Below are 25,528 nucleotides of genomic sequence, written 5' to 3'. Positions count from 1 at the left end.
CTCCCTGTGTCTGGAACGAAACGCCAGCCCTCAGGCCGCGGGTTGCCCGGACGCGCAGGGCTGCGGCGCATCCTTGGCCAGCACTTCGAGGAAGACCGCGTCGGGCGGTCCGGCCCTGCCCTTCTGGTTGATGCCCTGCACGTAGAGCAGGTGCTTGCCCGGCATGAAGGCCGAGGTGTCGATCACGCCCGACACCTTGACCCTGGGCCCCGCGCCGAAGGCCGTGTCGGCGGTGGTGCGCAGCGGGATCGCCCGGGCCGCGCCGTCCCAGGGCGGCGTGTTGATGTAGGCGTTGGCGGCCTGGATGGGCTGCGGGTCGTGCCGGGTGACCGGCAGCCTGCTGTCGCCCTCGGCGTAGAGGTAGCGATCGTCGTCGATCGTCGCGGTCAGCGTGACGGACTCGCCCTGCCGCACCGTGGCCGCCGACAGCTGGATGTCGGCGGCGTCCGGCCCCAGCGGAAGCTGGTAGGGCGCCTTCAGCGTGCGGGCCGCATAGCGCAGCGAGGCCACGTTCTTCGGGAAGGTGTTCTGCTCGAATTCCTCGCAGGGCTCGTAGAACGAGGTGCCGAGCTCGATCGTGAACGAAGGCGCCCCGAGCTCGCCATAGAAGGTGTCGGTGGTCGTGCCGTCGGTGTCGTAGTCGATGATCTGCTTGGCGGCGTAGCCGTTGTACCAGGCGAGGCGCTGCGCGAAGGCCGCCATGCCGTCGTCGTTCGCCGTCTTGGAATCGCCGCGCAGCGACTCGCGCCGGATGCCCCATGGCCACAGCACCAGCTGCGAGAAGCTGTGGATGTCGAGGTACAGGCCCTCGTAGTCGCCGGGCGCGCCGGTCGCGAAGTCGTCGGCCGCGGCCGTCCTTCGGTCGCGCAGCAGGCCGCCCGTGAAGTTGCCGTCCTGCTGGCGCGTGCCCGCGACGTACCTGACGATGGCGGCGGTCTCGGGCTCCGACGCGGCGGAAGGGCCCCGGAAAGTCTGTTCGCAGGCATCGCCGCTGGATCCCGCGCCGTTGGTGCTGTTCCAGCCGAACGGGAAATTCCGGTTCAGGTCCACGCCCGATTCGATGGGGTCCGTGAACCGGGACAGGAACGGGTCGTCGGATGTCTTGCAATAGCCCTCCACGAGATTGACGTTCTTGCGCCATCCCGAGCCGAAACTCTGCGGCACGGCCTGCTCCGCGAGCTTCCGACCATCGGGATTCGCATGCAGGATGAAGTGGAACTCGTTGTGATCGAGCAGCCAGGTGGCCGTGGGATCGATGCCATGGTTCTTCACGAGCCATTCGGTGAAGCGAGTGGAGATCTCGGCCGGCGTGTATTCGCGCGCATGGATCGACGAGGTGGTGACCATGCGCGGCACGGTCCTCTCCTGGATGCGATCCTGGTTGCCGATGACGACGGCGCGCAGCGGATTGCCCTTGCTGTCGGGCAGCAGGTCGAAGTCGATCAGGCTGACGACGCTTTGTGGCAGGTACTTGATCAGCACGTTGCGAAACGACAGCAGCTGCGTCTGCACCCAGGTCTGCCCCACGGGCGCGACGCGGACCAGCTTCGGATAGCGCGCGGCCAGCGCGTCGATGTCGAGATTGGCCTGCTCGACCGTGCGGTAGCAGGCGGCATTGCCTTCGAACGGCGGATCGCCGGGCTTGCCCAGCTTCAGCAGTTGCTGCCGCTGCTGCTGGAAGCCGCGGATCCTCTCGGAGCCTTCCACGTCGATCTCGACCGCATAGCCCAGGCTGCGCAGCCGTTCGACGCCGCGCGAGTCGAGTTCCGTCGCGAGGGTCTTGCCGACCTTGTCGACCCGCATGTGATCGATCCAGCGCGACAGGCGCTGGATGTCCTCGCGCGACGCATCGGGCACGCGCACCGACCAGATGCGGCCCTGCTCGAGCTGCGCTGGCGGTGTGGCCGGGGGGTCGACGGTGCCCTGCGCGATCGCGGGTGGCGCGAGCTGTGCGAGCACGATCAGCCCGCAGAGCGCGAGACGAAGACGCGGGCGCCGAGGCGCCGTATGAAGACCGGGTGTCATGTGGGTTGTCCTGTGCTGCATTCCATGAAGTCCACCGACCCGGCCCGCTGTTCGGCAGGCCAGGTCGGCACCGTCGCGAAGGGCATCGGCAACTCGCGTCCACACGGGTCCTCGACGGGACCGTGTATTTGTGATGGATGGCGCATGGACGCGCGGGTGCGTTCCCTCCCTGTTCCGCACCCGAAGCAGGCTCACTGCGTGAGCAATGCCTGCTGGCGAAAAAGAATAAGGGCTCGAGCGTCCGAGCGAAACAGCCGCTCGTCCTTATTCTTTCGAGAAAGTCGGCGCGTCAGTCGCGCAGCCTCGGCAGCAGCGCGAGAAAGGCCTTGAGCAGCGGCGACTCGTCCGACTTGCGCCAGACCACCAGCGTGTCGACATGCGTCTTCTCGCCCTTGAGCGGACGGAACACCACGCCCTCGCGATGCAGCGCCTTCACGCAGGCCGGCACCAGCGCGACGCCCACGCCGCCCGAGACCAGGCTCACGATGGTGTTCATCTGGCGCGCCGGAAACATGCGCGGGCTGAAGCCGCGCCGCATGCAGGTGGCGACGATGGCGTCGAACATCTGCGGCCCGATGTGGCGCTCGAAGCCCAGGAAGCGTTCGCTCGCGAAGCGCTCGAGCGCCACGCTGCCGGGCCGCGCGAGCGCATGCGTCTCGGGCAGCGCGAGGATCAGCGTGTCCTTCTGCACCAGTCGCGAGTCCAGCGTCGGCGGCATCTCGGCCGGCTGCAGGATCAGGCCGATGTCGAGCCGGCCCGACTGCACGTCGGCCAGGATCTGCTCGGTGATGCCCTCGCGCAGCGCGATGCTCGCGTTGGGATGGTTCTCGTTGAAGTCGCGCAGCACCTGCGGCAGGAAGGTGTAGGCCGGCAGGCTGATGAAGCCGACCGCGATCGAGCCCTTGAGGCCGGCCGCCGCGTCCTTCGCATGGCGGCGCAGGCTCTCCATGCCGCCGAGCACGGCGCGCGCGTCGCGCAGGGCCTCCTCGCCCGCGCGCGTGATCGCGATGCGGCGCGAGCTGCGCTCGAACAGCGCGACGCCCAGTTCCTCCTCCAGCTCCTTGATCGCGAGGCTCACCGGCGGTTGCGAGAGATTGAGGCGCTCGGCGGCGCGGCCGAAGTGCAGTTCCTCGGCGACGGCGACCAGGCAGCGCAGGTGGCGGAGTTCCATCGATCTGAATCCTGTATTGATCGATCTGAATTGTAGATTTGTTGCTATGGATCAGCGCTCCTAGACTCCGCGGCCATGCGCCGGCCCTACCCCCTGCCGCGCAGTCAGGAGACAAAGTGAACAAGCAGTCGACGACGGCCCTGCCACGAGCAAGGACCGTGGTCCACCCTGGGCCCAGCGGCCCCGTGAGGATCAACCACATGCGTGCCGACCATGGTCGGCACTTCCGGCTTTCGCTGCCCGCGGGCCGCACCCTGCACGAGGGCCTGGTCGAGGCCCTGGCGCGCGAGGCGGTGCACAGCGCCTCGATGACGCTGCTCGGCGGCGACCTCGAGAGCCTGAGCTTCTGCATGGCCCTGCCCGACCCCTCGGGCCGCGTGCTCGCCACCTACGGCGCGCCGGTGCCGCTGCGCGGCGCGCGGCTGATCTTCGGCAATGCCACGCTGGGCCGCTCGGCGTCGAACGCGCCGCTGGTCCATTGCCATGGCGCCTTCTGCGAGGCGGACGGCGCGGTGCGCGGCGGCCACATCCTCTGCGACCGCAGCGTGGTCGGCCGCGTGCCGGTCACGGTGCTCGTGACCGCGCTCGACAGCTTCGAGCTGCGCGTGGCCTACGACGAGGAAACGCGCATGCCGCTGATGCGCCCCGAGGCGAGGGCCGGTCATGTCTGAAGTCCACCGGATCGAACGCGGCCGCATGGGCCGCGTGGCCTACGCACGCATCGGACCCAACGAAGACCTGATGCAGGGCGTCGAGAAGCTCTGCGTGGCCCAGGGCTTTCGCCATGCCTTCGTGCGCGGCGCGCTCGGCAGCCTGATCGACGCCTGCCTCGAGCGCCCCGACGGCGCCTGCCAGGTGATCCGCGGCCCGGCCATCGAGGTCGTGAGCCTGGCCGGCGAAGTGCGCCGGCAGCCCGACGGCAGCCTGCGCTCGGCCCTCACCGGCGTGGTCGCCGACACCGAGGGCCGGGTCTACGGCGGGCCCTTCGTGGCCGGCGCCAACACCGTGTGCGTCACCTTCGAGGTCACGCTCGAAGAGTGGCTGCCCGCCGACGACGACAACTGATTTCGACAACTGCAGGACTCCCATGACAGACACCTCCTCCTCCCGGCGCGTCGCCGTCGTCACCGGCGGCGCGCGCGGCATCGGCCTCGCGATCGGCCAATGGTTCCTCGCGCACGGCCACCAGGTCGCGCTGCTCGACAACGACCGCGCCACGCTCGAAGCGACCGGCCGCACGCTCGCCCAGCCCGATCGCGTGCTGACCGTGAACTGCGACGTGTCCGATCCCGCGCAGGTCGACGCGGCCGCGCATGCCGTGGTCGCGCGCTTCGGCCGCGTCGATGCGCTGGTCAACAACGCGGGCGTGGCGGTGTTCAAGCGCGTGGCCGAGACCAGCTTCGCCGACTGGCGCACGGTGCTCGGCACCAACCTCGATGGCGCGTTCCTCTGCACCCAGGCCTTCGGCGCACTGATGGTGCAGGCCGGTGGCGGCGCGGTGGTGAACGTGGCCTCGATCTCCGGCCTGCGCGCAAGCACGCTGCGCGTGGCCTACGGCACCAGCAAGGCGGCGCTGATCCACCTGACCAAGCAGTACGCGGTGGAGCTCGGCAATGCCGGCGTGCGCGTGAACGTGATCGCGCCGGGCCCGGTCGAGACCGAGATGGCCAAGCTGGTCCACAGCGTGGCGATCCGCTCCGACTACTACGACGCGATCCCGCTCGGTCGCTACGGCAGCGTGGAGGAGATGGCGAACACGGTGGGCTTCCTGTGCAGCGACGCCGCCAGCTTCATCAACGGCCAGGTGATCGCGGTCGATGGCGGCTTCGACGCCGCGGGCGTCGGCCTGCCGACCCTGCGCCGCGGGCTGCCGTCCGAGCGCGCCGCCGAAGCCGCGCACGCCTGAAGGAGCCGCACGCCATGAACCACGACAACGCCTTCATCGCCGGCTGGGGCCACACGGTCTTCGGCAAGCTCGACGCGGTCGACAGCGAACAGCTGATCCGCGATGCGGTGAATCCCGCGCTGCACACGGCCGGGCTCGAGGCCGCCGACATCGACGGTGTCTTCGTCGGCCACTTCAACGGCGGCTTCATGCCGCAGGACTTCAGCGCCTCGCTGGTCGCGCTCGCGGTGCCGGCGTTGCGCCATGTACCGGCCGTGCGCATGGAGAACGCCTGCGCCACCGGCTCGGCCGCGATCTGGGCCGCGCTCGACGCGGTACAGAGCGGCCGCGTGCGCCACGCGCTGGTGGTGGGCTTCGAGATCATGAACGCCGTGCCCGCCCCGGTGGTCGCGCAGACGCTGCTGCGCTGCTCCTACGTGAAGGAGGAAGGCGACACGCCCGCGGGCTTCGCGGGGGTGTTCGGCCGCATCGCGGGCAGCTACTTCGAGCGCTTCGGCGACCAGGGCGATGCGCTCGCGGCCATCGCGGCCAAGAACCACGCCAACGGCATGCACAACCCCTTCGCCCACATGCGGCGCGACCTGGGCTTCGATTTCTGTCGCCAGGTGTCGGAGCGCAATCCGGTGGTCGCGGGTCCGTTGAAGCGCTCCGATTGCTCGCTGGTCTCCGACGGCGCCGCGGCGCTGGTGATCTCGGCCGCGCCGACGGCATCGGCCCGCGTGCCGGCCGTGCGCTGGCGCTCGCGCACGCAGGTCAACGAATACCTGCCGCTGTCGCGCCGCGATCCCACGCGCTTCGAGGGCGCGGCGCTTGCATGGAGCCGCGGGCTCGAGGCGGCCGGACTCGCGCTGGACGACCTCGGCTTCGTCGAGACGCACGACTGCTTCACCGTCGCCGAACTGCTCGAGTACGAGGCCATGGGCCTGGCGCCGCACGGCCAGGGTGCGCGCGCGATCCTCGACGGCGTGACGCGCAAGGACGGCCGGCTTCCGGTCAATCCCTCGGGCGGCCTCAAGTCGCGCGGCCATCCGATCGGCGCGACCGGCGTGTCGCAGCACGTGATGGCGGCGATGCAGCTCACCGGCCTGGCGGGCGACATGCAGGTGGCCACGGGCCGGCCCGGCGCCGTCTTCAACATGGGTGGCGCTGCGGTCGCCAACTACCTCAGCGTGCTGGAGGCGGTGTGAGCGCGGCACAGGCGGCGAATCTCTCGGTGCTGCTGTCGCAGACCGCGGCACTCTTTCCCGACCGGCCGGGCCTGATCCTCGAGGACCGGACCTGGACCTGGCGCGAGATCGACGCGCGCGTCAACGCGCTGGTCGATGCGCTGCGCGCGCTCGGCATGCAGCCCGGCGACAAGCTGCTCGTGCAGTCGCGCAACAACATCGCGCTGTTCGAGAGCTGCTGGGCCGCGTTCCGCCTGGGCGCGGTCTGGGTGCCGGTGAATGCGCGGCTGACTCCGCCCGAGGTGGCCTACCTCGGCAGCGCGAGCCGAGCTACGGTGATGCTCGCGGAGGACTGCTTCGGCGCGCACGTGGAGGCGGTGCGCGCGGCCTCGGCGCACCTGCGCCATGTGGTGACGATCGGCAAGCCTTCGCAGGGAACGCAGGGCTACGAGGCATTGCTCGCGGCGCACGCTGGCGCGGCCAATGCCACGGCACCGGTCGATGCCGACACGCCGCTGTGGTACTTCTACACCTCGGGCACCACCGGCAAGCCCAAGGCCGCGGTGCTGACCCATGGGCAACTGGCCTTCGTCGTCACGAACCACCTCGCCGACCTGATCCCCGGCACCACCGAGCGCGACTGCTCGATCGCCGTCGCGCCGCTGTCGCACGGCGCGGGCATCCATGCGCTGCTCAATGTGGCGCGCGGCGCCGCGACCGTGCTGCCGGCCTCGGACCGGCTCGACCCGCCCGCCATCTGGGCGCTGGTCGAGCGGCACCGGGTCAGCAACCTCTTCACCGTGCCCACCATCGTCAAGATGCTGGTGGAAGACCCGTCGGTCGATGCCTTCGACCACGACTCGTTGCGCTACCTGGTCTATGCCGGCGCGCCCATGTACCGCGCCGACCAGAAGCGCGCGCTGCGCAAGCTGGGCCCGGTGCTCGTCCAGTACTTCGGCCTCGGCGAGGTCACGGGCTGCATCACGGTGCTGCCGCCCTCGATGCATTCGGCCGACGATGCCGATCCCGCTGCGAACCTCGGCTCCTGCGGTCGGCCGCGCACCGGCATGGAGGTCGCGATCCTCGATGCGCAGATGCAGCGACTGCCGGCCGGTGCCGTCGGCGAGATCTGCTGCCGCGGCCCCGCCGTGTTCGCGGGCTACTTCGACAACCCCGAGGCCACGGCCAAGGCGCTGCGCGGCGGCTGGTTCCACACCGGCGACCTCGGGCGCATGGACGAGCGCGGGCTGCTCTACATCACGGGCCGCGAGTCCGACATGTACATCTCGGGCGGCTCCAACGTCTATCCGCGCGAGGTCGAGGAGATCCTGCTGACCCATCCGGCGGTGCGCGAGGCCGCGGTGCTGGGCTGGCCCGACGCCAAGTGGGGCGAGGTCGGCGTGGCCGTGCTGGTGTGCGAGCGCGACGACGTCGACGCCGAGGAGATCCTGCGCCACCTCGACGGCCGCTGCGCCAAATACCGCTGGCCGCGCCACGTGCTGTTCTGGCCCGCGCTGCCCAAGTCGGGCTACGGCAAGGTCGCGAAGAACGACATCCGCCGGCTGCTGGCCGAGCGCGCGGAGATCGCGGAGGTCGCCATCGCCTGAAGTCCCATCCCCCTCCCCCACAGCGTTCGACAGATCCCGAGAAAACCCACACAACAGGAGACAAGCGCCATGAACATACAACGCCGCACCGTGCTGCGCACCGCCGCCGCCGCATCCACGCTGGCCCTGCCGCTGCGCCACGCCTTCGCGCAGAAGAAGCCCTACAGCTACAAGTACGCGAACAACCTGCCGGTCACGCACCCGATGAACATCCGGGCCAAGGAGATGGCCGACGCGATCCGTGCCGAGACCCAGGGCCAGGTCGACATCCAGATCTTTCCGAACAACCAGCTCGGCTCGGACACCGACATGCTGAGCCAGCTGCGCTCGGGCGGGGTCGAGTTCTTCACGCTGTCGGGCCTGATCCTCGCCACCCTGGTGCCCGCGGCCTCCATCAGCGGCGTGGGCTTCGCGTTCCCCGACTACGCCAGCGTCTGGAAGGCGATGGACGGCGAGCTCGGCGCCCACATCCGCCAGCAGATCGCCAAGGCCAACATCCTCGCGATGGACCGCATCTGGGACAACGGCTTCCGCCAGATCACGTCCTCGAGCAAACCCATCGCGGCGCCGGCCGATCTGAAGGGCTTCAAGGTGCGCGTGCCGGTCTCGCCGCTGTGGACCTCGATGTTCAAGGCGCTCGAGGCCGCGCCGACCTCGATCAACTTCGCCGAGGTGTATTCGGCGCTGCAGACGAAGATCGTCGACGGCCAGGAGAACCCGCTCGCGATCATCTCGACCGCCAAGCTCTACGAAGTGCAGAAGTACTGTTCGATGAGCAACCACATGTGGGACGGCTTCTGGTTCCTCGCCAACAAGCGCGCCTGGGATCGCCTGCCGCCCGAGCTGCAGGCCATCGTGGCGCGGCACGTCAACGCCGCCGCGATGAAGGAGCGCGCCGACGTGGCCGAGCTCAATACCGGGCTGCAGAAGGAACTGGCCGCCAAGGGCATGCAGATCAACCAGCCCGACCCGGCCGCCTTCCGCGACCAGCTGCGCAAGGCCGGCTTCTATGCCGAGTGGAAGGCCAAGTACGGCGACGAGGCCTGGGCGCTGCTCGAGCGCAGCGTGGGCAAGCTGGCATGAGCGCCGCGCTGGGGCATGGCCACGGGGCCGCGCTGGCTTTCGATGCGGCGGGGTCGAACCCGCTCGCGGCGCGCATCGAGCAGGCGCTCGGCGCCGCGGTGAGCGTCGCGGCCGGCGCGCTGGTGCTGGCCGACGTGGCGGTGCTGCTCGCGGGCGTGGTCGCGCGCTTCGTGCTGCACCAGCCGCTGATCTGGTCGGACGAGCTGGCCTCGATGCTCTTCATCTGGCTGGCGATGCTGGGCGCGGTGGTCGCGCTGCGGCGCGGCGAGCACATGCGCATGACGGCGCTGGTGTCGGGCCTCGCGCCCGAACGCCGGCAGCTGGCCGAGGCGCTCGCGCTGTGCGCGGCCCTCGCCTTCCTCGCGATGATCGCGTGGCCGGCCTGGGAATACGCCGCGGAGGAACGCTTCATCACCACGCCCGCGCTCGACATCTCGAACGCCTGGCGCGCCGCCGCCCTGCCCGCGGGCGTGGCGCTGATGGCGCTGTTCGCGGTGCTGCGGCTGTTCCGCGACTTCGACTGGAAGACCACCACCAAGGCCGTCTGCGTGGTCGCGATCCTCGTCGCGGCCTTCGGCTTCGGGCGTGCCGTGTTCGAGGACCTGGGCCGGCTCAACCTGCTGGTCTTCTTCGTCGGCGTGGTGCTGGCCTGCGTGCTCGGCGGCATCCCGATTGCCTTCGCCTTCGGCCTCGGCACCTTCGGCTACCTCGCGCTGACCACCGACACCGCGCTGCCCGTGATCGTCGGGCGCATGGACGAGGGCATGTCGCACCTGATCCTGCTCGCGGTGCCGCTGTTCGTCTTCCTCGGCCTGCTGATCGAGATGACCGGCATGGCCAAGGCGATGGTGGCCTTCCTCGCGAGCCTGCTCGGCCACGTGAAGGGCGGGCTCTCTTACGTGCTGGTGGGTGCGATGTACCTGGTGTCTGGCATCTCGGGATCGAAGGCGGCCGACATGGCGGCGGTCGCACCGGCGCTGTTTCCCGAGATGCAGAAGCGCGGCGCCAGCGACGGCGAACTGGTCGCGCTGCTCGCGGCCACGGGCGCGCAGACCGAGACCGTGCCGCCGAGCCTGGTGCTGATCACCATCGGCTCGGTCACCGGCGTGTCGATCGCGGCGCTGTTCACCGGCGGGCTGCTGCCGGCCGTGATCCTCGGCCTGATGCTGTGCGTGGTGGTGCACTTCCGCAGCCGCCACGAGGACCTGAGCCGGGTCGAGCGCTCGCCCTGGTCCCAGGTGCTGCGGCTCGCGCTGGTGGCGCTGCCCGCGCTCGCCCTGCCCTTCGTGATCCGCGCCGCCGTGGTGGAAGGCGTGGCCACCGCCACCGAGGTCTCGACCCTCGGCATCGTCTACGCGGTGGTGGCCGGGATCGCGATCTACCGGCAGTTCGACTGGCGCCGGCTCGGGCCGATGCTGGTGGCCACCGCCTCGCTGTCGGGTGCGATCCTGCTGATCATCGGCACCGCCACCGCGATGGCCTGGGGCCTCACGCAGTCGGGCTTCTCGCGCTGGCTCGCCGAGCTGATGGCGAACCTGCCGGGCGGCGCCGGGATGTTCCTGGCGGTGTCGCTGGTGATCTTCGTGATCCTGGGCTCGGTGCTCGAGGGCATCCCGGCGATCGTGCTGTTCGGCCCGCTGCTGTTTCCCATCGCGCGCCAGCTCGGCATCCACGAGGTGCACTACGCGATGGTAGTGGTGCTGTCGATGGGCCTGGGCCTGTTCGCGCCGCCGCTCGGCGTGGGCTACTACGCGGCCTGCGCGATCGGGCGCGTGCAGCCCGACGCGGGGATCGGGCCGATCGTGGGGCACATGCTGGCGCTGCTCGCCGGGACGATCATGGTGGCGGCAGTTCCGTGGCTGTCGATCGGCTTCCTCTGAACTAGCTTCGCACCACGCTGCGAAAGGCCACCGACAGCGCCTCGAGCGCCGCGCGCGGCCGCCCTTCGCCCACGCGCGTGTGCAGCAGCACCGGCAGGCGCGGCAACTCGGGCAGCCCGAGCCGCGCGCCCACCTCGACCGCGCCGAAGGGCAGCATGCGCGGCGCCAGCGCGGCCACGCCGAGGCCGGCCATGACCGCGGCCGCGACGGCGGCGACGCCACCGCCGACGAAGACCTCGGTCCAGGGCATGCGCGCCTCGTCGAGCAGTCGCGCGGCCAGCGCGCGCACGCCGCAGGGCTCGGCCATGGTGGCCAGCGGCAGCGGCTCGCCCGCGCGGTGCTGCCAGGTCGGCGCCGCGAACCAGCCGAACCGTTCTTCGGCCAGCAGCTCGCCGTCGTTGCGGCCCGCATGCAGGCGCACGATCACGGTGTCGAGTTCGCGCCGGTCGAAGCTCTGCAGCAGCTCGCCCGAGGAGCCGATGCGGATCTCGATCAGCAGCTGCGGGTCCTGCGCGTTCATGCGCGCGATCAGCGCGGGCAGCTCGGGGCCCGCCACGTGGTCGCTGATGCCGATGGTGAGCCGCTGGCGCGCCTGGGCGAAGGCGCCGAGCGCGCGGTCGTGCACCGCCAGCAGCTCGCGCGCATGTTCGAGAAAGGCCGCGCCCTTGGCCGACAGCTCCACGTGCCGCGGCGTGCGCTCCACCAGCCGGCAGCCGAGCCGCTCCTCGAGCCGCTTGAGCTTGAGACTGATGCCGGCCTGCGTGGTCTGCAGCGCCTCGGCCGCGAGCGTGAAGCTGCCGAGTTCGACGATGCGGATGAAGGCCAGGACGGCATCGAGATCGAGGGGGCGCGCAATCATTTCAAGAAATTGTCGTTGATATAAATATCCATAGCAATTTCGTATGACTAGCATCGTCCGACATCACCACCCCCTTGAAGGAATCACGATGCCCATCAGCCATGTCTTCCTGCGTGCCGGCAAGCCCGAGGCCTATCGAACGGCGATCCTCGACGGCCTCGGCCGCGCGCTCAGCGACGCGCTCGGCGTGTCCGAGGACAACCGCTTCATGACGCTCAGCGAGTACGAGCCCGCGAACTTCCGCCACGGCAATGCCTACGGCGTGACGCGCAGCGACGACGTGGTCTACATCCGGATCACGGTGTTCGACAGCCGCAGCGCCGCGCAGAAGCAGGCGCTGTTCCGGCGGCTCGCGGAACTGCTGGCCGAGAGCCCCGGCCTGCGCGGCGAAGACCTCTTCGTGAACATCGTCGACTCGCCGAAGGAGAATTGGTCGGTGGGCCATGGCCTCGCGCAGTTCGCCTGAGGCCCGGCCGAAGAGATCCACGATGGAGACATCCCATGCTCGATATTGCAGAGGTCGCGCAGCGCGCAGGCCTGGCGCCTTCGGCGCTGCGCTTCTATGAACGGCGCGGACTGATCGAATCCGCGGGCCGCACCGGCCTGCGGCGCGCCTACCGGCCCGAGGTGGTCGCGCGGCTGGCGCTGATCCTCTGCGCGAAGTCGGCCGGCTTCTCGCTCGCGCAGATCGGGCGTTTCCTCGCGTCCACGCCCAAGGACGTCGAGCTGCGTCGCAGCATGGCCAAGCGCGCCACCGAGCTCGACCACGAGATCGAGCGGCTGCAGACCATGCGCGACAGCCTGAAGCACGCGGCCGTGTGCACGCATGCCTCGCTGGTCGAATGCCCGAAGTTCAAGGCCAACTTCCGCGAGCTGGTGCGTTAGCAAGAAAACTTCGAAGAAGCGCTTGACTTGAACCGAAGTTCAAGTCGTAGATTGGCTGTCCCCTTCACCACCGGAAGACAGGACATGCCGCTTCATCCCCAGGCCCAGGCGCATCTGGATCGCCTCGCCGCCACCCGCTTCTCCGACATGCACACGCTCGCGCCCGACGCGATCCGGCAGGGCATGCGCCGCATGCTCGCGGCGCTGCCGCCCGGCGCGCCGGTGGCCTCGGTCGCCGACCGGCGCATCGACAGCGCGGTGGGGCCGCTCGACGTGCGCATCTACCACCCGTCGCCGCAGCAGGTGCTGCCGGTCATCGTGTTCTTCCACGGCGGCGGCTTCGTGCTCGGCGACCTCGACACGCACGACGGCCTCGCGCGCGCGCTCGCCGTGGCGACGCAGGCGGTCGTGGTCTCGGTGGCCTATCCGCTGGCGCCCGAGCACAAGTTCCCGGCCGGTGTCGACGCGGCCTTCGCGGCCACCGCCTGGGTGGCCGAGCATGCGGCGCAGCTCGGTGCCGACGGGCATCGGCTCGCGGTCGCGGGCGACAGCGCCGGCGGCAACCTCGCGGCGGTGGTCGCGCTGAAGGCGCGCGATGCCGCGGGACCGCGGATCGCGCACCAGCTGCTGATCTATCCCGATGTCGATTTCCGCCGCATCAACACCTCGATCCAGGCCTATGCGGGGCAGTACGGCAACATCGGCCGCGAGATGCAGCACTGGTTCATGGATCACTACCTCGACGACGCGGCACTGAAGACCCATGCGCTGGTCTCGCCGCTGCTGGCCGGGGACCTGCGCGGACTGCCGCCGGCCCATATCGTCACGGCCGAGTTCGATGCGCTGCGCGACGAAGGCGAAGCCTATGGCGAGCGCCTGCGCGAGGCCGGCGTGCCGGTCAACGTGAAGCGCTACGACGGCATGATCCACGAGTTCATGCGCTGGCCCTTCGACGCCACGCGCGAGGCGCTGGCCGATGCCGCGCGGGCACTGCGGTCCACGCTGTTCGCTGCATAGCGGCCTTAGCGCGGGGGATGCTGCCAGCTCTTGTGGACGAACTCGAGGCTGTGGCCGTCGGGGTCGAACACATTGGCCGCGTAGTAGCGCGGGTCGTAGTGCAGGCGGGCCCCCGGTGCGCCGTTGTCGCGGGCGCCGGCGGCCATGGCCGCGGCATGGGCCGCGTCGACTTCCGCATGGCTCGCGGCGACGAAGCCCACATGCACCGCCTCGCCGTTCACCGGGCCCTGCCGCAGCCAGAAGAACACGCGCCCCCGGGCGCCGAAGCCCTTCAGGTCGGGATGGCCGGGCGGGCCGTCCTTGCCCACGTAGTCGTGCTGGTGGGCGATGCCCAGCGGTGCGAGCGCGGCGGCATAGAAGTCGATGGAGCGTCGCACGTCGCTGACGGACAGGAAGATGTGGTCGAGCATGGGCGGCGCCGTATCAGATGTTGTAGCCGCCGGCCACCTCGATGGTCTGCGCGTTGATCCAGGCATTGTCGGCGGACAGCAGTCCCGCGATGACGCGGCCGACGTCGTCGGGCCCGCCGATGCGGCCGAGCGCGGTCTGCGCGGCGAGCAGGGTCTCGAACTCGGGGCTCTGGTCGAGCGCCTCGCTGGTCATGTCGGTTCGGATGGCGCCCGGCGACACGGCATTGGCGCGGATGCCGCGCGCGCCGAACTCCTTGGCCATGTAGCGCGTGAGCACCTCCAGCCCGCCCTTGAAGGCCGCATAGGGCGCAACGCCCGGTGTCGCGACACGCGTGGTCGCGCTGGTGAGGTTGACGATGTGGCCGCCGTCGGCCATCAGCGGCAGCAGCGCCTGGGTCAGGAAGAACGGGCCCTTGAGATGCACGTCGAGCAGGCCGTCGAACTCGGCCTCGCTGACCGAGGCGATGGGATTGAAGAGGCCATAGCCCGCGTTGTTGACCAGCGCATCGAAGCTGTTGCGCTGCCATGTCGCTTCGAGCGTTGCCGCAACCCGCTCGCGAAAGCCGGCGAACGATGCGACCTTGCCCACGTCGAGCGCGAGGGCCGCGGCCTTGCCGCCCTCGGCTTCGATCGTGCGCACGAGCGCTTCGGCGCCGGCCGCGTGGCTGTTGTAGGTGAGGATCACGCCCATGCCGCGCCTGGCGGCCTGCAGGGCCGTGCTGCCGCCGAGGCCGCGGCTCGCGCCGGTGATGATGACGATGTTCATGCGTGCTTTCGTTGAATCGGTGATGCATCGACGATAGGTGGCGGCACGCATCGCGGCCTGCCCATTCCTGCCTCGGGCCTGCCCAGAACTGCCGCGCCGGCACGCGGGCACTTGCGGCGCACGGAGCGGTGCGATCTGATGCAGGCCATGGAAGAACAACTGACGGAACTCCGCGACCTGGCCGCCCATGCGCGCAACCGCCTCACGGAGACCGGCATTCCGCGCGTGGCCATGGTGCAGGGGAAGATCCCCGAGCACGAGCTCAACGCGGTCTACGACCCGATGGTCAACCTGGTGCTGCAGGGCGGCAAGTCGATGACCGTGGGCGAGCGCACGCTGGACTACGGCCCGGCCACCTATTTCGTGATGTCCATCGAGCTGCCCGCGGCCGGCACGGTGCGGCCCGCGCCGGGCGGCGAGCCCTATCTCGCGGTGGCCCTGAGCCTGCAGCCGGCGGTGATCGCGGCGCTGATCGCCGACCTGCCGCCGATCGCGCTCGCGCAGAAGCCCGAGGCCGGCTTCTCGGTGGCCGCCGTCACGCCGGACCTGATGGATGCCTGGGTGCGCATGCTGCGGCTGATGCGGCGGCCCGCCGACATCCCGGCGCTGGCCCCGGTCTACGAGCGCGAGATCCTCTATCGCGTGCTGCAGGGGCCGCAGGGCGCGATGCTGCGCGGCATCGCCATGCCCGACAGCGCCCTCTCGCGCGTGAGCCGCGCGATCCAGCGGATCCGGCGCGACTTCGCGCAGCCGCTGCGCGTCGAGGCGCTGGCGCGGCAGGCCTCGATGAGCGCGTCGGCCTTCCATCGGCATTTCAAGGCCGCGACCTCGCTGAGCCCGGTGCAGTACCAGAAGCGCATACGACTGCTGCAGGCGCGCACGCTGCTGGTGGCGCATGGCCGGAGCGTGAGCTCGGCCGCCTTCGAGGTCGGCTATGAGAGCGCCACGCAGTTCAGCCGCGAATATGCGCGCGCCTTCGGGCTGCCGCCGGGGCGCGACGCGGAACGGATACTGGCCGGGAACGCCTGAGCGCGCACCGCGGGCTCACACCTTGTCAGTGGTCGTCCGCGCGCACGAAGGACTCGAGCACCTTGACCATGCGCGCGAGCTGCGGGCCGATGTCCTGCTCGAGCAGCTCGCGGCCGAAGCGGCTGGCCGAGCCGCCGACGTTGAAGGTCACGACGTTGCCGTCGGCCTGCCGGATGGCCGCGCCCACGCCGCTGATGTCGCTCTCCCAGCCGCGCACGACCATCGTGAAGCCGCGTTCGCGCCAGTGCGCGAGCGAGGTCTCGATGGCCTGCTGCGTCTGCGGCCAGCGCTCGCGGTCGGCCAGCCGGATCTCGCCCAGCAGCCGCTCGCGCTCCTTCGCATCGAGCGCGCAGAGGTAGGCATGGCCCATCGCCGAGCGCGCCACGGGCAGCCGTGAGCCGATGTCCAGGCCCAGCGACAGCGGCGCGCTCGAGCGGCAGTTCTCCACGTAGAGCATCGACAGCCCGTTGCGGATGCCGAGCGACACCGAGGCGTCGTAGCGGTCGGCCAGGTCCTGCATGTAGGGCCGCGCGATGCGCCGCAGCTTGAGGTTCGACACCATCGTGATGCCGAGCGCGACCAGGCCGTCGCCATGCGCGTACTTGCCGGTCTCGCGCGAGTGGCGCAGGTAGCCGGCGACGACGAGGGTGTAAGCGAGCCGCGCGATCGTGGGCTTGGGCAGGCCGGTGCGGCGCGCGAGCTCGGTGCTGGTGAGCCATTTCTCGTCGGGGCCCCAGGCGGCCAGGATGTCCAGGCCGCGCGCCAGCGCGGTCACGAAGCGCGGACTGTCGGCGCCCTCCTCGAAGTCGATCTGCTTGGTGCGGCCCATGTTGGCTTTGTAAATTTAATTTCGTTGGACGGAATTATATTTTCAGCGCTTGGAAACGGTTCATGGAATTCCCTATACGAGAGAAGCGCGAGCGGAAAGATACTCGCCGGCGTTCGAAAGAACATTCCATAAATCTAATTCCGCTGAACGAAATTAAAGGATTCACGCGGAACCCATCCAACACGCAGGAGACATCTCGTGAAGTTCCATCGCCATCCGGGCCGCCGCGCCACCGTTCTCTCGCTCATCGCCGCCGCGACGCTGGCCGCATGCGGCGGCGGTGGCGGCTTTTCGTCGGGCGCCAGCGCCACGGCGCTGGCCGCCGCCATCGCCGCGCAACAGGCCGGTGCGGGCGGTGCGGGCGCCGGCAATCCCCCGGCACCACCGCCCCCGGCGGCGCCCCAGCCCGAGGAAACGCGCGCGCAGGACAGCCGCCAGTTCACGGTCGACGAGACCAAGCTGCCGTTCGCCGCACTCTCGGGCGCGCCCGACACCGACCGCTGGTGGGGCGTGCTCGAGGGCGCCGGCTACCGCGTGGAAGTACCGAAGAACTGGAACGGCATGCTCGTGATGTACGCGCACGGCTACGGCGGCACGGGCCCGGTGGTGAGCGTCAGCGATCCCACCATCCGCGCGCACCTGATCGCCCAGGGCTACGCCTGGGCCGCGTCGAGCTACACCAAGAACTACTACGACGTGCGCGCCGGCGTCGAGGACACCAACGCGCTCGCGCTGGCCTTCCAGCGCATCGCCTCGCAGAACGGCCGCACGCTCGATGCACCGCGCAAGACCTACATCGTCGGCCAGTCGCTCGGCGGCCACGTGGCCGCGGCCGCGGTCGACGCCGAGGCGCTGGAGACGGCCAACCACAAGGTGCGCTATGCCGGCGCGGTGCCGATGTGCGGCGTGCTCGGCGACATCGAGCTCTACAACTACTTCGGCGCCTCGCAGATCGCGGCGCAGCAGCTGGCGGGCCTGCCCGTCACCGGTTGGCCTGTGAGCAACTGGAACGACCTGCTGCCCGTGGTGCGCAACGCGCTGTTCACGCGCTTCCCGAGCGCGACGACCGCGCAGGGCGAGAAGTACAAGGCCATCGTCAAGAACCTCACGGGCGGCGAGCGCCCGATGTTCGATGCCGGCTTCGCGGGCAGCATGAACGCCACCGTGTGGGGCACCTTCGGCCGCGACGGCACCATCAACGGCATCCTCAACCGCGACGGCTACGACACCACCGGCATCGTCTACCAGCTCGACAACGACCCGGCGCAGAACGCCGAGGAGATCACCTTCAACCAGGGCGCCTACCGGCTGCATGCCGACCCCGAGTCCAACCGGCTGCGGCGCGACGGCCTGCGCTGGTTCCCCAAGTCCAATGCGCGCATCGACGTGCCGGTGGTCACCATCCACACGCTGGGCGACGTCTACGTGCCGTTCAGCATGGAGCAGATCTACAAGCGCCGCGCCGATGCGCTGGGCACCTCGAAGTGGCTCGTGCAGCGCGCGATCCGCGGCATCAGCCACTGCGACTTCACGACCGAGGAGCAGACCCAGGCCTTCGACGCGATGACGAACTGGGAGCAGAACGGCGTGAAGCCGGCCGGCGACGAGGTGCTCGACGCCGCGACCGTGGCGCGCGCCGACTACGGCTGCAAGTTCTCCTCGGCCAGCCGCGGCGGTTGCCCCGCGCCCTGACGGCGCCGGCGCGGCCCGTCCCTTTCGCGGGGCGGCCGCGCCGCCCTTCCCGTTTTCTTCGTTCGCACGTCCTGCCATGAAACAACCCACCCTCACCCGCCGTGCGCTGCACGCCCTGCTGCTGGCCGCCGGCCTCGCCGCCGCTCCCGCCTTCGCGCAGTCCGATGCCTTTCCGGTGCGGCCGATCCGCGTGCTGATCGGCTTCACCGCCGGCGGCTCGACCGACGTGCCCTTCCGCGTGCTGGCCGAGAACGCTTCGAAGATCCTCGGCCAGCCGGTGATCATCGAGAACAAGCCCGGCGCGGGCGGCGTGCTGCCCGCGCAGACCATGCAGGCCACCGCGCCCGACGGCTACACGCTCGCGCAGGTGCCGCTGCCGGTGTTCCGGCTGCCCTACACCACCAAGCTCAACTGGGACCCGGCCAACGACCTGAGCTACGTGATCGGCCTCGCCGGCTATTCCTTCGGCCTGGTGGTGCCCGCCGATTCGCCGATCAAGTCGATGCGCGAGTACCTCGCCTATGCCAAGGCCAACCCGGGCCGCCTGAGCTACGGCACGCCGGGCGCGCTCACCACGCTGCACCTGACGATGGAAGCGATCGCGATCCAGGCCGGCGTGGAGTTCAATCACGTGCCCTACAAGGGCAACTCCGAATCGCTGCAGGCGGTGCTCGGCGGCCACGTGATGTCGGTGGCCGACACGCCGGGCTGGGGCCCGTACGTCGACCAGGGCAAGCTGCGGCTGCTGTCGACCTGGGGCGAGACTCGCTCGAAGAAATACCCGAACGCGCCCACGCTCAAGGAGTCGGGTATCGACATGGTGCAGGCCTCGCCCTTCGGCCTGGTGCTGCCCAAGGGCGCGAACCCGAAGGTGGTCGCGATCCTGCACGACGCCTTCAAGAAGGCGATGGAGATGCCCAACTACCAGGAGTCGCTCGCCAAGTTCGACATGGAGACCTTCTACATGGACAGCGCCGCCTACAAGCAGTACGCGGTGCGCACCATGAAGACCGAGAAGGCCGTGATCGACAAGCTGGGCCTGGGCACGGCGGGCGCCGCCAAATAGGCGGCCGCTCGCCGGGGCTCAGAACAGGTTGCCGACGTTGAACAGCGTCAGCAGCCCCAGCACGCCGAAGATGACGGCGGCCACGCCGTGCACCAGCCGCATCGAGACCTTGGCCGCGATCTTCTCGCCGAGGAAGACCGCGGGCGCGTCGGCCAGCATCATGCCCAGCGTGGTGCCGATCACGACCTGCACCACGTCGGGATAGCGCGCGGCCAGCGCCACGGTCGCGATCTGCGTCTTGTCGCCCATCTCCGCGAGGAAGAAGGTGACGACCGTGGTGCCGAAGGCGCCGAAGCGGCTCTTCGTCTTCGCGGCATCGTCGTCGATCTTGTCGGGGATCAGCATCCACGCGGCCATGGCCAGGAACGAGGCGCCGATGACCCAGCGCAGGATGTTCGGCCCCATGGCCTGGGCCACCCAGCCGCCGAGCGCGCCCGCTGCGGCATGGTTGACGACAGTGGCGGTGAAGATGCCCGCGACGATCTGCCAGGGTTTGCGAAAGGTCGCGGCCAGGATGATCGCGAGCAGTTGGGTCTTGTCGCCCATTTCCCCGAGCGCGACCACGCCCGTGGATACGAGTAAGGCTTCCATGATGAAAAGAGAACTCCTGGGCCAGCGACGCGAAGACCACGCCACTTCCCGGCCCATACCGAGGTGACGTGGTCAAAGGTCTTGCCAGGCTCTGAAGCTGCTCGCGCCATGGCCGAAAGGCCAAGTGTGTTGACGCGGGCTCCTGCGTTGCGCAGGTCAGCTACTCCCCAATGACTGAGGGCGCGATCTTAGTCGTGGGCAGCGAATCGCCCGCGCCTTTTCGATGAATGTCCCCTTGTCGAGAGCGAGTTGCATTACCGCGACGGTTTCGAGGCGTCATGCGGCACGCGCCTGTTGCTCGCCGGCCAGCGCCAGTTCCCGCAACAGCGCTTGCCGCGTCGCAGCCGCCTTCTCGGCCTGCGCCTCGCGCACATGGCCGTATCCCCGGATCGACTGGGGCAGCGAGGCCAGCTTCGTCACGATGGGCAAGGTCTCGGCACGCAAGTCGGACAGGGCCACGCGCATGTCGTCTTCGTACTGCGCCAACAGCCGGCGGTCGAGTGTGCGTTCCGCCGCGTTGCGGAACGGATCGAGCCAACTTCCCCGGAGGCCGCGCATCCGCGCCATGCATTTCATCGCCAGCAGCACCCAGGGTCCCGCGTCGCCCTTGACGGGCTTGCCGCTGTGGACGTCCTTCCGCGCGAAGGGCCAGACCCCGAGGTGGAAGCGCAGCCGGATCGGGCCCTCGAACTCCTGCGCCAGTGCCGATCGAAAGTCGGGGTGCGTGAACAGGCGGGCGACCTCCCACTCGTCCTTGGTCGCCAGCAGCCGGTGGTAGTTGTGCGCCACGGCCCTGGCCAGGGCATCTCCCGCATGGAGCGCTGCTTCCAACCGACGCGCCTTCTCCACCAACGCCCTGTAGCGCTGCACATGCAGTTCGCCGCTGTGCGCGCGCAGGTGTTCGATGCGATGCGCGACGGTCTGGTCGAGTCCCCGGGTCTGCCGCGGCATGAAGGTGATGACCTGCGTCGGCTGTTCGGCCTTCAGGTGGCGCTCCACCGCCGGTCGGTCGTGGGCGACGCGTCGCCCCCAGAGGAACGCTTCCTTGTTCATGGCCACGGCCACGCCGTTGAGCTCGATGGCCCGCTCGATCGCGGCTCGTCCCAGGGGAACGAAGCCGCGCTGCCAGGCCAGGCCCAGCATGAACATGTTGATGCCGATCGGATCGCCGACCAGCGCGGTGGCCATGCGCTCGCCATCGATCAGCACGAGATCGGCCGTGCCCGCCGCGGCCTCGATGCGCTCGATCAGCATCTTCGGGTCGAGCTGCCAGTCGGGATTGCGCGCGAAGTCGCTGGTCGGCACGAGGCCGGTGCTCACCACCGCGCGGCCGCGACCGGCCGGCAGCCGTGTCAGCGATTCGTCCGAGGCCGCGACGACGAGGTCGCAACCGATCAATGCATCGGCTTCGCCCTCGGCGATGCGCGTGGCATGCAGCATCCCCGGCTCGGGCGCGAACCGCACATGCGAGGTCACGGCGCCGTACTTCTGCGAGAACCCGGTGACATCGAGGTTGGAGCTGTAGCGGCCCTCCAGATGGGCGGCCACGGCCAGGGTCTGGCCGATGGTCACCACGCCCGTGCCGCCGATGCCGGAGATCAGCACGCTACAGGCGCGTTGCAGCGGTGCGATGTCGGGCTCGGGCAGCGCCTGCGTGTACGGGCGCGGCGATGCCGCCTGGGCCTCGACGCGCGCCGCGGCACGGCGCGGCTTTCCGCCCTCGACGCTGACGAAGCTGGGGCAGAAGCCCTCCACGCACGAATAGTCCTTGTTGCAGCTTCCCTGGTTGATGCGGCGCTTGCGGCCGAGCTCGGTCTCCAGCGGCTCGATCGACATGCAGTTCGAAGCCACGCCGCAATCGCCGCAGCCCTCGCACACGGCGGGGTTGATGAACAGGCGCCGGTCGGGATCGGGCAGCTTGCCGCGCTTGCGCAGCCGGCGCCTTTCCGCCGCGCAGGCCTGGTCGTACAGGATCACCGAGACGCCGGGGTATTCGCGGAACTCGCGCTGCACGGCGTCGAGGGCCGTGCGGTCGTGCACGGCCACGCCGTCGGGCAACTTCACCGCGGCGTAGCGCCGCGGCTCGTCCGTGACGACCGCCATCTTGAGGATGCCCTCCGCCGCGAAGCCCGCGAGGATCTGCGGCGGGCTGAGGTTGCCCTCGACCGCCTGCCCTCCGGTCATGGACACGAAGCCGTTGTACAGGACCTTGTAGGTGATCGGCACCTGCGCCGCGACGGCCTGCCGAATCGCCAGGTAGCCCGAGTGCGCCAGCGTGCCGTCGCCGATGTTGGCGAACACATGGCGCTCGGCGGTGAAGGGTTGCTGGCCGAGCCACATCACGCCTTCGGCACCCATGTGCGACCAGGTGGTGGTCTGCTGCGGGTTCACCAGCAGCGCCATGCTGTGGCAGCCGATGCCGGCCAGCGCGCGGCTGCCTTCGGGTACCTTGGTCGAGCGGTTGTGCGGGCAGCCCGAGCAGAAGCCGGGCACGCGGTTCGGCCCCGGCACCTTCGCGGGTGCGCCCGTGCACTGCGCGGGCACGGGCACCTCGCGGCCCAGCACGCGCGCCAGCACTTCCGTCACCCGTATCGGCGAGATCTCGCTGGCATTCGGAAAGGCGACGTCGGCGGGGCCCGATTCGAAGAGCCCGCCTTCGAACAGCTTGCCCACGAGGCGCGGTGCATTCGCACTGCCGTAAAGAATGGTGCGCACCTGGTCTTCGAGGATGGGCCGCTTCTCCTCGACCACGACGATGGTGTGCAACCCTTGCGCGAACTCGCGCACGATCTCCGGATCGAGCGGCCAGACCAGTCCGATCTTCAGCAGCTTGAGGTCGGCGAACCCGCCCACGGTTGCCTCACTCTCGCGCCCCAAAGCCTGCAACACGTCCTGCCAGGCCTTGCCCGCCGCGATGACGCCGACACCCGCCCCGGCAGGGTCCGCGACGATGCGATTGAGGCGGTTCGCCCGGGCATAGGCGAGCACCGCGCCATGCTTGTGGTTGTAGAGCCGGTCCTCCTGCGGAAGCGGCATGTCGAAGCCGCGGATGTTGTAGCCCGCGCCGAACGGGTCCACCGGCCGGCTCGGTGCCTCGGGAACGGTGATGAGAGGAGCATCCGTCCCCACGTAGACCGATCCCCCGCCCTCGACGACGTCGGTCACGACCTTCATGCCCACCCAGCAGCCCGAGAAGCGGCTCATGGCGATGCCGTGCAGGCCGTAGTCCAGCAGCTCCTGCGTGTTGGAGGGATAGAGCACCGGCATGCCGACCGCCATGAGGATCGGATCGGAGAAGTTGGCGACCGAGGAACTCTTCGCGCCGTGGTCATCGCCCGCCAGGCACAGCACGCCGCCCTTGGGCGAGGTGCCGGCCTGGTTGGCATGCCGAAGCACGTCGCCCGAACGGTCCACGCCCGGGCCCTTGCCGTACCAGATGCCGAACACGCCATCCACGCGCGCGCCCGGAAAGGTCCCCACGTACTGCGAGCCCCAGATGGCGGTGGCGGCCAGGTCCTCGTTTAGGCCGGAACGGAACACCACGTTGGCAGCCTTCAGTTGCTTCTCGGCAGCCCACAGCTCCATGTCGTAGCGGCCCAGCGGCGAACCGCGATAGCCCGAGATGTAGCCGCCCGTGTTCCAGCCGGCCGCCGCATCGCGCGCGCGCTGCTGCAGCGGCAGGCGCACCAGCGCCTGGATGCCGGTCATGTAGACCCAGCCGTCATCGACGCCATAGCGGTCTTCGAGCGCCGCGACGTCACGTACCAATGCAATGTTCAAGATCCGTCTCCTGTGGGTTTCAGTGCTGGGCGGCCGGCACGTCGCTGCCGCTGCGGCCCACCAGGAATTGCAGGTCGCAGCCGTCATGGGCCTGGTTGACGGTGTCGACGTACAGCCTGACGTAGCCGCGCGTAGCCATGGCGGCGGGCGGCTTCCACGCGGCCAGCCGCTGCTGCAACTCCTGCTCGGACACGAGCAGCTCGAGCCGCCGGGCCTCGACGTCGAGCTCGATCAGGTCGCCGTCGCGCACGACGGCAAGGGCGCCGCCCACGGCCGCTTCGGGCGACACGTGCAGCACCACGGCACCGAACGAGGTACCGCTCATGCGGGCGTCCGAGATGCGGACCATGTCCGTCACGCCCTGCTTCAGCAGCTTGGCGGGAATGGGCAGCATCCCCAGCTCCGGCATGCCCGGAAAGCCCTTGGGGCCGCAGTTCCGCAGGACCATGACCGAGTCCGCATCGATGTCGAGATCGGGATCGTCGACACGCCGGGCGAGGTCGTCCTGGTTCTCGAACACGACCGCGCGGCCCCTGTGCTTGAGCAGGCGCGGCTCGGCGGCCGAAGGCTTGATGACTGCACCGTTCGGGCACAGGTTGCCGCGCAGGATGGCCACGCCCGAGGTCGCCATGAAGGGCTTCGCCACGCTGTGGATCACCTCCGGGTTCCAGCAGACGGCGCGGGCGTTGTTCTCGGCCAGCGTCCTGCCGGTCACGGTCAGCGCATCGCCGTGCAACAGGCCCGACTCGCACATGTCGCGCAGGATCACGGGCAGCCCCCCGGCCTCATGGAAGTCCTGCATCAGGTAGCGGCCCGAGGGCTGGAGGTTGAGCAGCGTGGGCACGTCGCGTCCGACCCGGTGCCAGTCCTCGATGTCGAGCGGGACTTCCATGCGCCGCGCCACCGCCGTGAGATGGATGACGGCATTGGTCGATCCGCCGATGGCCGCGTTGACCGCGATGGCGTTCTCGAAAGCCTCGCGGGTCAGCACCTTGTCGAGCCGGAGGTCCTCGCGCACCATGTCGACGATGCGGCGGCCCGCCATGCGCGCGAGCACGCGGCGCCTGGCATCCACGGCGGGAATCGATGCGTTGTCGGGCAGCCCCACGCCGAGCGCCTCGACCATCGACGCCATCGTCGACGCCGTTCCCATCACGTTGCACACGCCCACCGAGCGGGTGAGGCAGCCCTCGGCCTCCTCGAAGTCCTCGTTGACGGCGCGGCCGGCGCGCAGGTCCGCCGCCAGGTTCCATGCATCCTTGACGCCGAAGGACTTGCCGCGGAAGCTGCCGTTGAGCATGGGCCCGCCGGACACGCCGATGGTCGGCAGGTTGACGCTGGCGGCGCCCATCAGCAGCGCGGGCGTCGTCTTGTCGCAGCCCATCAGCAGCACCACGCCGTCGAGCGGGTTGGCGCGCAGCGTCTCTTCCACGTCTATGCTGCACAGGTTGCGCAACAGCATGGCCGTGGGCCGCGTCAGCATCTCGCCGGGCGAGATGACCGGGAACTCCATCGGCACGCCGCCCGCTTCGAGGATGCCTTCGCGCACATGCTGCGCCAGGTCGCGGAAGTGCGAGTTGCATGGCGTGAGATCGGACCAGGTGTTGCAGATGCCGATCACGGGCCGCCCGTCGAAGTGATCCATCGGCACGCCGCGGCTGCGAACCCAGCCCCGGTTCGCGAAGTTCCTCGCGCCCCGGCCTTCGAACCAGGCTTGCGACCGCAGCCTGCGCTTTTCTTCATCGGACATACGCTTGTTTTCCTAT

At 69.6% G+C, this 25,528-nt stretch carries 22 protein-coding genes and 1 riboswitch; of the genes, 13 read left to right on the top strand and 9 right to left on the bottom strand.

Annotated elements, in window-relative coordinates:
• Positions 1 to 30: 30 nt before the first annotated feature.
• Positions 31 to 2,025, bottom strand: a complete 1,995-nt coding sequence (locus ACEN9J_RS32505) for a M14 family zinc carboxypeptidase (RefSeq protein ID WP_413765331.1) — start codon at positions 2,023 to 2,025, stop codon at positions 31 to 33.
• Between the two features lie 289 nt (positions 2,026 to 2,314).
• The gene (locus ACEN9J_RS32500) at positions 2,315 to 3,196 is read right to left on the bottom strand and encodes a LysR family transcriptional regulator (protein ID WP_057591871.1); all 882 of its coding nucleotides are present in this window, start codon (positions 3,194 to 3,196) and stop codon (positions 2,315 to 2,317) included.
• 200 nt (positions 3,197 to 3,396) lie between these two features.
• Here ACEN9J_RS32500 and ACEN9J_RS32495 point away from each other — a divergent pair, with 200 nt between their 5' ends.
• From ACEN9J_RS32495 to ACEN9J_RS32465, 7 genes are all read left to right on the top strand, one after another.
• Positions 3,397 to 3,867: a DNA-binding protein gene (locus ACEN9J_RS32495; RefSeq protein WP_256222667.1), complete on the top strand. Its 471-nt coding sequence runs from the start codon at positions 3,397 to 3,399 to the stop codon at positions 3,865 to 3,867.
• On the top strand, positions 3,860 to 4,261 hold the full coding sequence (locus ACEN9J_RS32490; RefSeq protein ID WP_057591869.1) for a PPC domain-containing DNA-binding protein: 402 nt from the start codon (positions 3,860 to 3,862) through the stop codon (positions 4,259 to 4,261). The genes ACEN9J_RS32495 and ACEN9J_RS32490 overlap by 8 nt, the downstream gene beginning before the upstream one ends.
• Before the next feature lie 22 nt (positions 4,262 to 4,283).
• On the top strand, positions 4,284 to 5,102 hold the full coding sequence (locus ACEN9J_RS32485; RefSeq protein WP_057591868.1) for an SDR family NAD(P)-dependent oxidoreductase: 819 nt from the start codon (positions 4,284 to 4,286) through the stop codon (positions 5,100 to 5,102).
• A gap of 14 nt (positions 5,103 to 5,116) precedes the next feature.
• Positions 5,117 to 6,289, top strand: coding sequence for an acetyl-CoA acetyltransferase (locus ACEN9J_RS32480; protein ID WP_057591867.1), 1,173 nt, complete (start codon positions 5,117 to 5,119; stop codon positions 6,287 to 6,289).
• Positions 6,286 to 7,875, top strand: coding sequence for an acyl-CoA synthetase (locus tag ACEN9J_RS32475; protein ID WP_413765330.1), 1,590 nt, complete (start codon positions 6,286 to 6,288; stop codon positions 7,873 to 7,875). The genes ACEN9J_RS32480 and ACEN9J_RS32475 overlap by 4 nt, the downstream gene beginning before the upstream one ends.
• 69 nt (positions 7,876 to 7,944) lie before the next feature.
• Entirely contained in the window at positions 7,945 to 8,958 is a 1,014-nt protein-coding gene (locus tag ACEN9J_RS32470; RefSeq protein ID WP_261210570.1) for a TRAP transporter substrate-binding protein, read from the top strand.
• A complete protein-coding gene (locus tag ACEN9J_RS32465) occupies positions 8,955 to 10,838 on the top strand; it encodes a TRAP transporter large permease subunit (protein ID WP_413765329.1) in 1,884 nt (627 codons plus the stop codon). The genes ACEN9J_RS32470 and ACEN9J_RS32465 overlap by 4 nt, the downstream gene beginning before the upstream one ends.
• A 1-nt stretch (position 10,839) precedes the next feature.
• On the opposite strand, the gene ACEN9J_RS32460 is transcribed toward ACEN9J_RS32465, so the two are convergent.
• On the bottom strand, positions 10,840 to 11,697 hold the full coding sequence (locus tag ACEN9J_RS32460) for a LysR family transcriptional regulator (RefSeq protein ID WP_261210568.1): 858 nt from the start codon (positions 11,695 to 11,697) through the stop codon (positions 10,840 to 10,842).
• 88 nt (positions 11,698 to 11,785) lie between these two features.
• Between ACEN9J_RS32460 and ACEN9J_RS32455 the strand changes: the two genes are divergently transcribed.
• From ACEN9J_RS32455 to ACEN9J_RS32445, 3 genes are all read left to right on the top strand, one after another.
• Entirely contained in the window at positions 11,786 to 12,163 is a 378-nt protein-coding gene (locus ACEN9J_RS32455) for a tautomerase family protein (protein WP_413765328.1), read from the top strand.
• Between the two features lie 35 nt (positions 12,164 to 12,198).
• Complete coding sequence (locus ACEN9J_RS32450) at positions 12,199 to 12,582, top strand: MerR family transcriptional regulator (protein WP_413765327.1); 384 nt, start codon at positions 12,199 to 12,201, stop codon at positions 12,580 to 12,582.
• An 84-nt stretch (positions 12,583 to 12,666) separates the two neighbouring features.
• Entirely contained in the window at positions 12,667 to 13,599 is a 933-nt protein-coding gene (locus ACEN9J_RS32445; RefSeq protein ID WP_413765326.1) for an alpha/beta hydrolase, read from the top strand.
• Positions 13,600 to 13,604: 5 nt separating this feature from the next.
• Here the strand turns inward: ACEN9J_RS32445 and ACEN9J_RS32440 are convergent, their stop codons facing one another.
• On the bottom strand, positions 13,605 to 14,009 hold the full coding sequence (locus ACEN9J_RS32440; RefSeq protein WP_296729510.1) for a VOC family protein: 405 nt from the start codon (positions 14,007 to 14,009) through the stop codon (positions 13,605 to 13,607).
• Between the two features lie 13 nt (positions 14,010 to 14,022).
• Complete coding sequence (locus tag ACEN9J_RS32435; protein ID WP_413765325.1) at positions 14,023 to 14,775, bottom strand: SDR family NAD(P)-dependent oxidoreductase; 753 nt, start codon at positions 14,773 to 14,775, stop codon at positions 14,023 to 14,025.
• 147 nt (positions 14,776 to 14,922) lie between these two features.
• Between ACEN9J_RS32435 and ACEN9J_RS32430 the strand changes: the two genes are divergently transcribed.
• Entirely contained in the window at positions 14,923 to 15,804 is an 882-nt protein-coding gene (locus ACEN9J_RS32430; protein ID WP_413765324.1) for an AraC family transcriptional regulator N-terminal domain-containing protein, read from the top strand.
• Positions 15,805 to 15,829: 25 nt separating this feature from the next.
• Here ACEN9J_RS32430 and ACEN9J_RS32425 read toward each other — a convergent pair whose 3' ends face one another.
• Positions 15,830 to 16,633 (bottom strand): IclR family transcriptional regulator, encoded by an 804-nt coding sequence (locus ACEN9J_RS32425; protein WP_057592647.1) that lies wholly within the window; start codon positions 16,631 to 16,633, stop codon positions 15,830 to 15,832.
• A gap of 198 nt (positions 16,634 to 16,831) precedes the next feature.
• Here ACEN9J_RS32425 and ACEN9J_RS32420 point away from each other — a divergent pair, with 198 nt between their 5' ends.
• Both ACEN9J_RS32420 and ACEN9J_RS32415 read left to right on the top strand, forming a co-directional pair.
• Positions 16,832 to 18,325: an alpha/beta hydrolase gene (locus tag ACEN9J_RS32420; protein WP_413765323.1), complete on the top strand. Its 1,494-nt coding sequence runs from the start codon at positions 16,832 to 16,834 to the stop codon at positions 18,323 to 18,325.
• Between the two features lie 76 nt (positions 18,326 to 18,401).
• Positions 18,402 to 19,391: a tripartite tricarboxylate transporter substrate-binding protein gene (locus ACEN9J_RS32415; RefSeq protein WP_057592659.1), complete on the top strand. Its 990-nt coding sequence runs from the start codon at positions 18,402 to 18,404 to the stop codon at positions 19,389 to 19,391.
• Positions 19,392 to 19,409: 18 nt separating this feature from the next.
• Here ACEN9J_RS32415 and ACEN9J_RS32410 read toward each other — a convergent pair whose 3' ends face one another.
• The 3 genes from ACEN9J_RS32410 to ACEN9J_RS32400 form a co-directional block, all read right to left on the bottom strand.
• Positions 19,410 to 19,982 carry a TMEM165/GDT1 family protein gene (locus ACEN9J_RS32410; protein WP_057592646.1) on the bottom strand — a complete coding sequence of 191 codons (573 nt, stop codon included), beginning with the start codon at positions 19,980 to 19,982 and terminating at the stop codon, positions 19,410 to 19,412.
• Positions 19,983 to 19,993: 11 nt separating this feature from the next.
• A riboswitch (yybP-ykoY riboswitch) is annotated at positions 19,994 to 20,163 on the bottom strand.
• 95 nt (positions 20,164 to 20,258) lie between these two features.
• The gene (locus ACEN9J_RS32405; protein ID WP_296729500.1) at positions 20,259 to 23,762 is read right to left on the bottom strand and encodes an indolepyruvate ferredoxin oxidoreductase family protein; all 3,504 of its coding nucleotides are present in this window, start codon (positions 23,760 to 23,762) and stop codon (positions 20,259 to 20,261) included.
• Between the two features lie 19 nt (positions 23,763 to 23,781).
• The gene (locus ACEN9J_RS32400) at positions 23,782 to 25,512 is read right to left on the bottom strand and encodes an IlvD/Edd family dehydratase (protein ID WP_296729498.1); all 1,731 of its coding nucleotides are present in this window, start codon (positions 25,510 to 25,512) and stop codon (positions 23,782 to 23,784) included.
• Between the last annotated feature and the right edge of the window lie 16 nt (positions 25,513 to 25,528).

It is taken from the genome of Variovorax sp. Varisp41 (assembly GCF_047325085.1).
Taxonomy (GTDB): Bacteria; Pseudomonadota; Gammaproteobacteria; order Burkholderiales; family Burkholderiaceae_C; genus Variovorax.
This window is presented reverse-complemented; position numbering and strand designations above follow the sequence as displayed.

Bases quoted from the DNA above. Each gene is read 5' to 3' on its own strand.
- ACEN9J_RS32505 (WP_413765331.1), bottom strand. From the start codon at position 2,025: ATGACACCCGGTCTTCATACGGCGCCTCGGCGCCCGCGTCTTCGTCTC.
- ACEN9J_RS32500 (WP_057591871.1), bottom strand. From the start codon at position 3,196: ATGGAACTCCGCCACCTGCGCTGCCTGGTCGCCGTCGCCGAGGAACTG.
- ACEN9J_RS32495 (WP_256222667.1), top strand. From the start codon at position 3,397: ATGCGTGCCGACCATGGTCGGCACTTCCGGCTTTCGCTGCCCGCGGGC.
- ACEN9J_RS32490 (WP_057591869.1), top strand. From the start codon at position 3,860: ATGTCTGAAGTCCACCGGATCGAACGCGGCCGCATGGGCCGCGTGGCC.
- ACEN9J_RS32485 (WP_057591868.1), top strand. From the start codon at position 4,284: ATGACAGACACCTCCTCCTCCCGGCGCGTCGCCGTCGTCACCGGCGGC.
- ACEN9J_RS32480 (WP_057591867.1), top strand. From the start codon at position 5,117: ATGAACCACGACAACGCCTTCATCGCCGGCTGGGGCCACACGGTCTTC.
- ACEN9J_RS32470 (WP_261210570.1), top strand. From the start codon at position 7,945: ATGAACATACAACGCCGCACCGTGCTGCGCACCGCCGCCGCCGCATCC.
- ACEN9J_RS32465 (WP_413765329.1), top strand. From the start codon at position 8,955: ATGAGCGCCGCGCTGGGGCATGGCCACGGGGCCGCGCTGGCTTTCGAT.
- ACEN9J_RS32460 (WP_261210568.1), bottom strand. From the start codon at position 11,697: ATGATTGCGCGCCCCCTCGATCTCGATGCCGTCCTGGCCTTCATCCGC.
- ACEN9J_RS32455 (WP_413765328.1), top strand. From the start codon at position 11,786: ATGCCCATCAGCCATGTCTTCCTGCGTGCCGGCAAGCCCGAGGCCTAT.
- ACEN9J_RS32450 (WP_413765327.1), top strand. From the start codon at position 12,199: ATGCTCGATATTGCAGAGGTCGCGCAGCGCGCAGGCCTGGCGCCTTCG.
- ACEN9J_RS32445 (WP_413765326.1), top strand. From the start codon at position 12,667: ATGCCGCTTCATCCCCAGGCCCAGGCGCATCTGGATCGCCTCGCCGCC.
- ACEN9J_RS32440 (WP_296729510.1), bottom strand. From the start codon at position 14,009: ATGCTCGACCACATCTTCCTGTCCGTCAGCGACGTGCGACGCTCCATC.
- ACEN9J_RS32435 (WP_413765325.1), bottom strand. From the start codon at position 14,775: ATGAACATCGTCATCATCACCGGCGCGAGCCGCGGCCTCGGCGGCAGC.
- ACEN9J_RS32430 (WP_413765324.1), top strand. From the start codon at position 14,923: ATGGAAGAACAACTGACGGAACTCCGCGACCTGGCCGCCCATGCGCGC.
- ACEN9J_RS32425 (WP_057592647.1), bottom strand. From the start codon at position 16,633: ATGGGCCGCACCAAGCAGATCGACTTCGAGGAGGGCGCCGACAGTCCG.
- ACEN9J_RS32415 (WP_057592659.1), top strand. From the start codon at position 18,402: ATGAAACAACCCACCCTCACCCGCCGTGCGCTGCACGCCCTGCTGCTG.
- ACEN9J_RS32410 (WP_057592646.1), bottom strand. From the start codon at position 19,982: ATGGAAGCCTTACTCGTATCCACGGGCGTGGTCGCGCTCGGGGAAATG.
- ACEN9J_RS32400 (WP_296729498.1), bottom strand. From the start codon at position 25,512: ATGTCCGATGAAGAAAAGCGCAGGCTGCGGTCGCAAGCCTGGTTCGAA.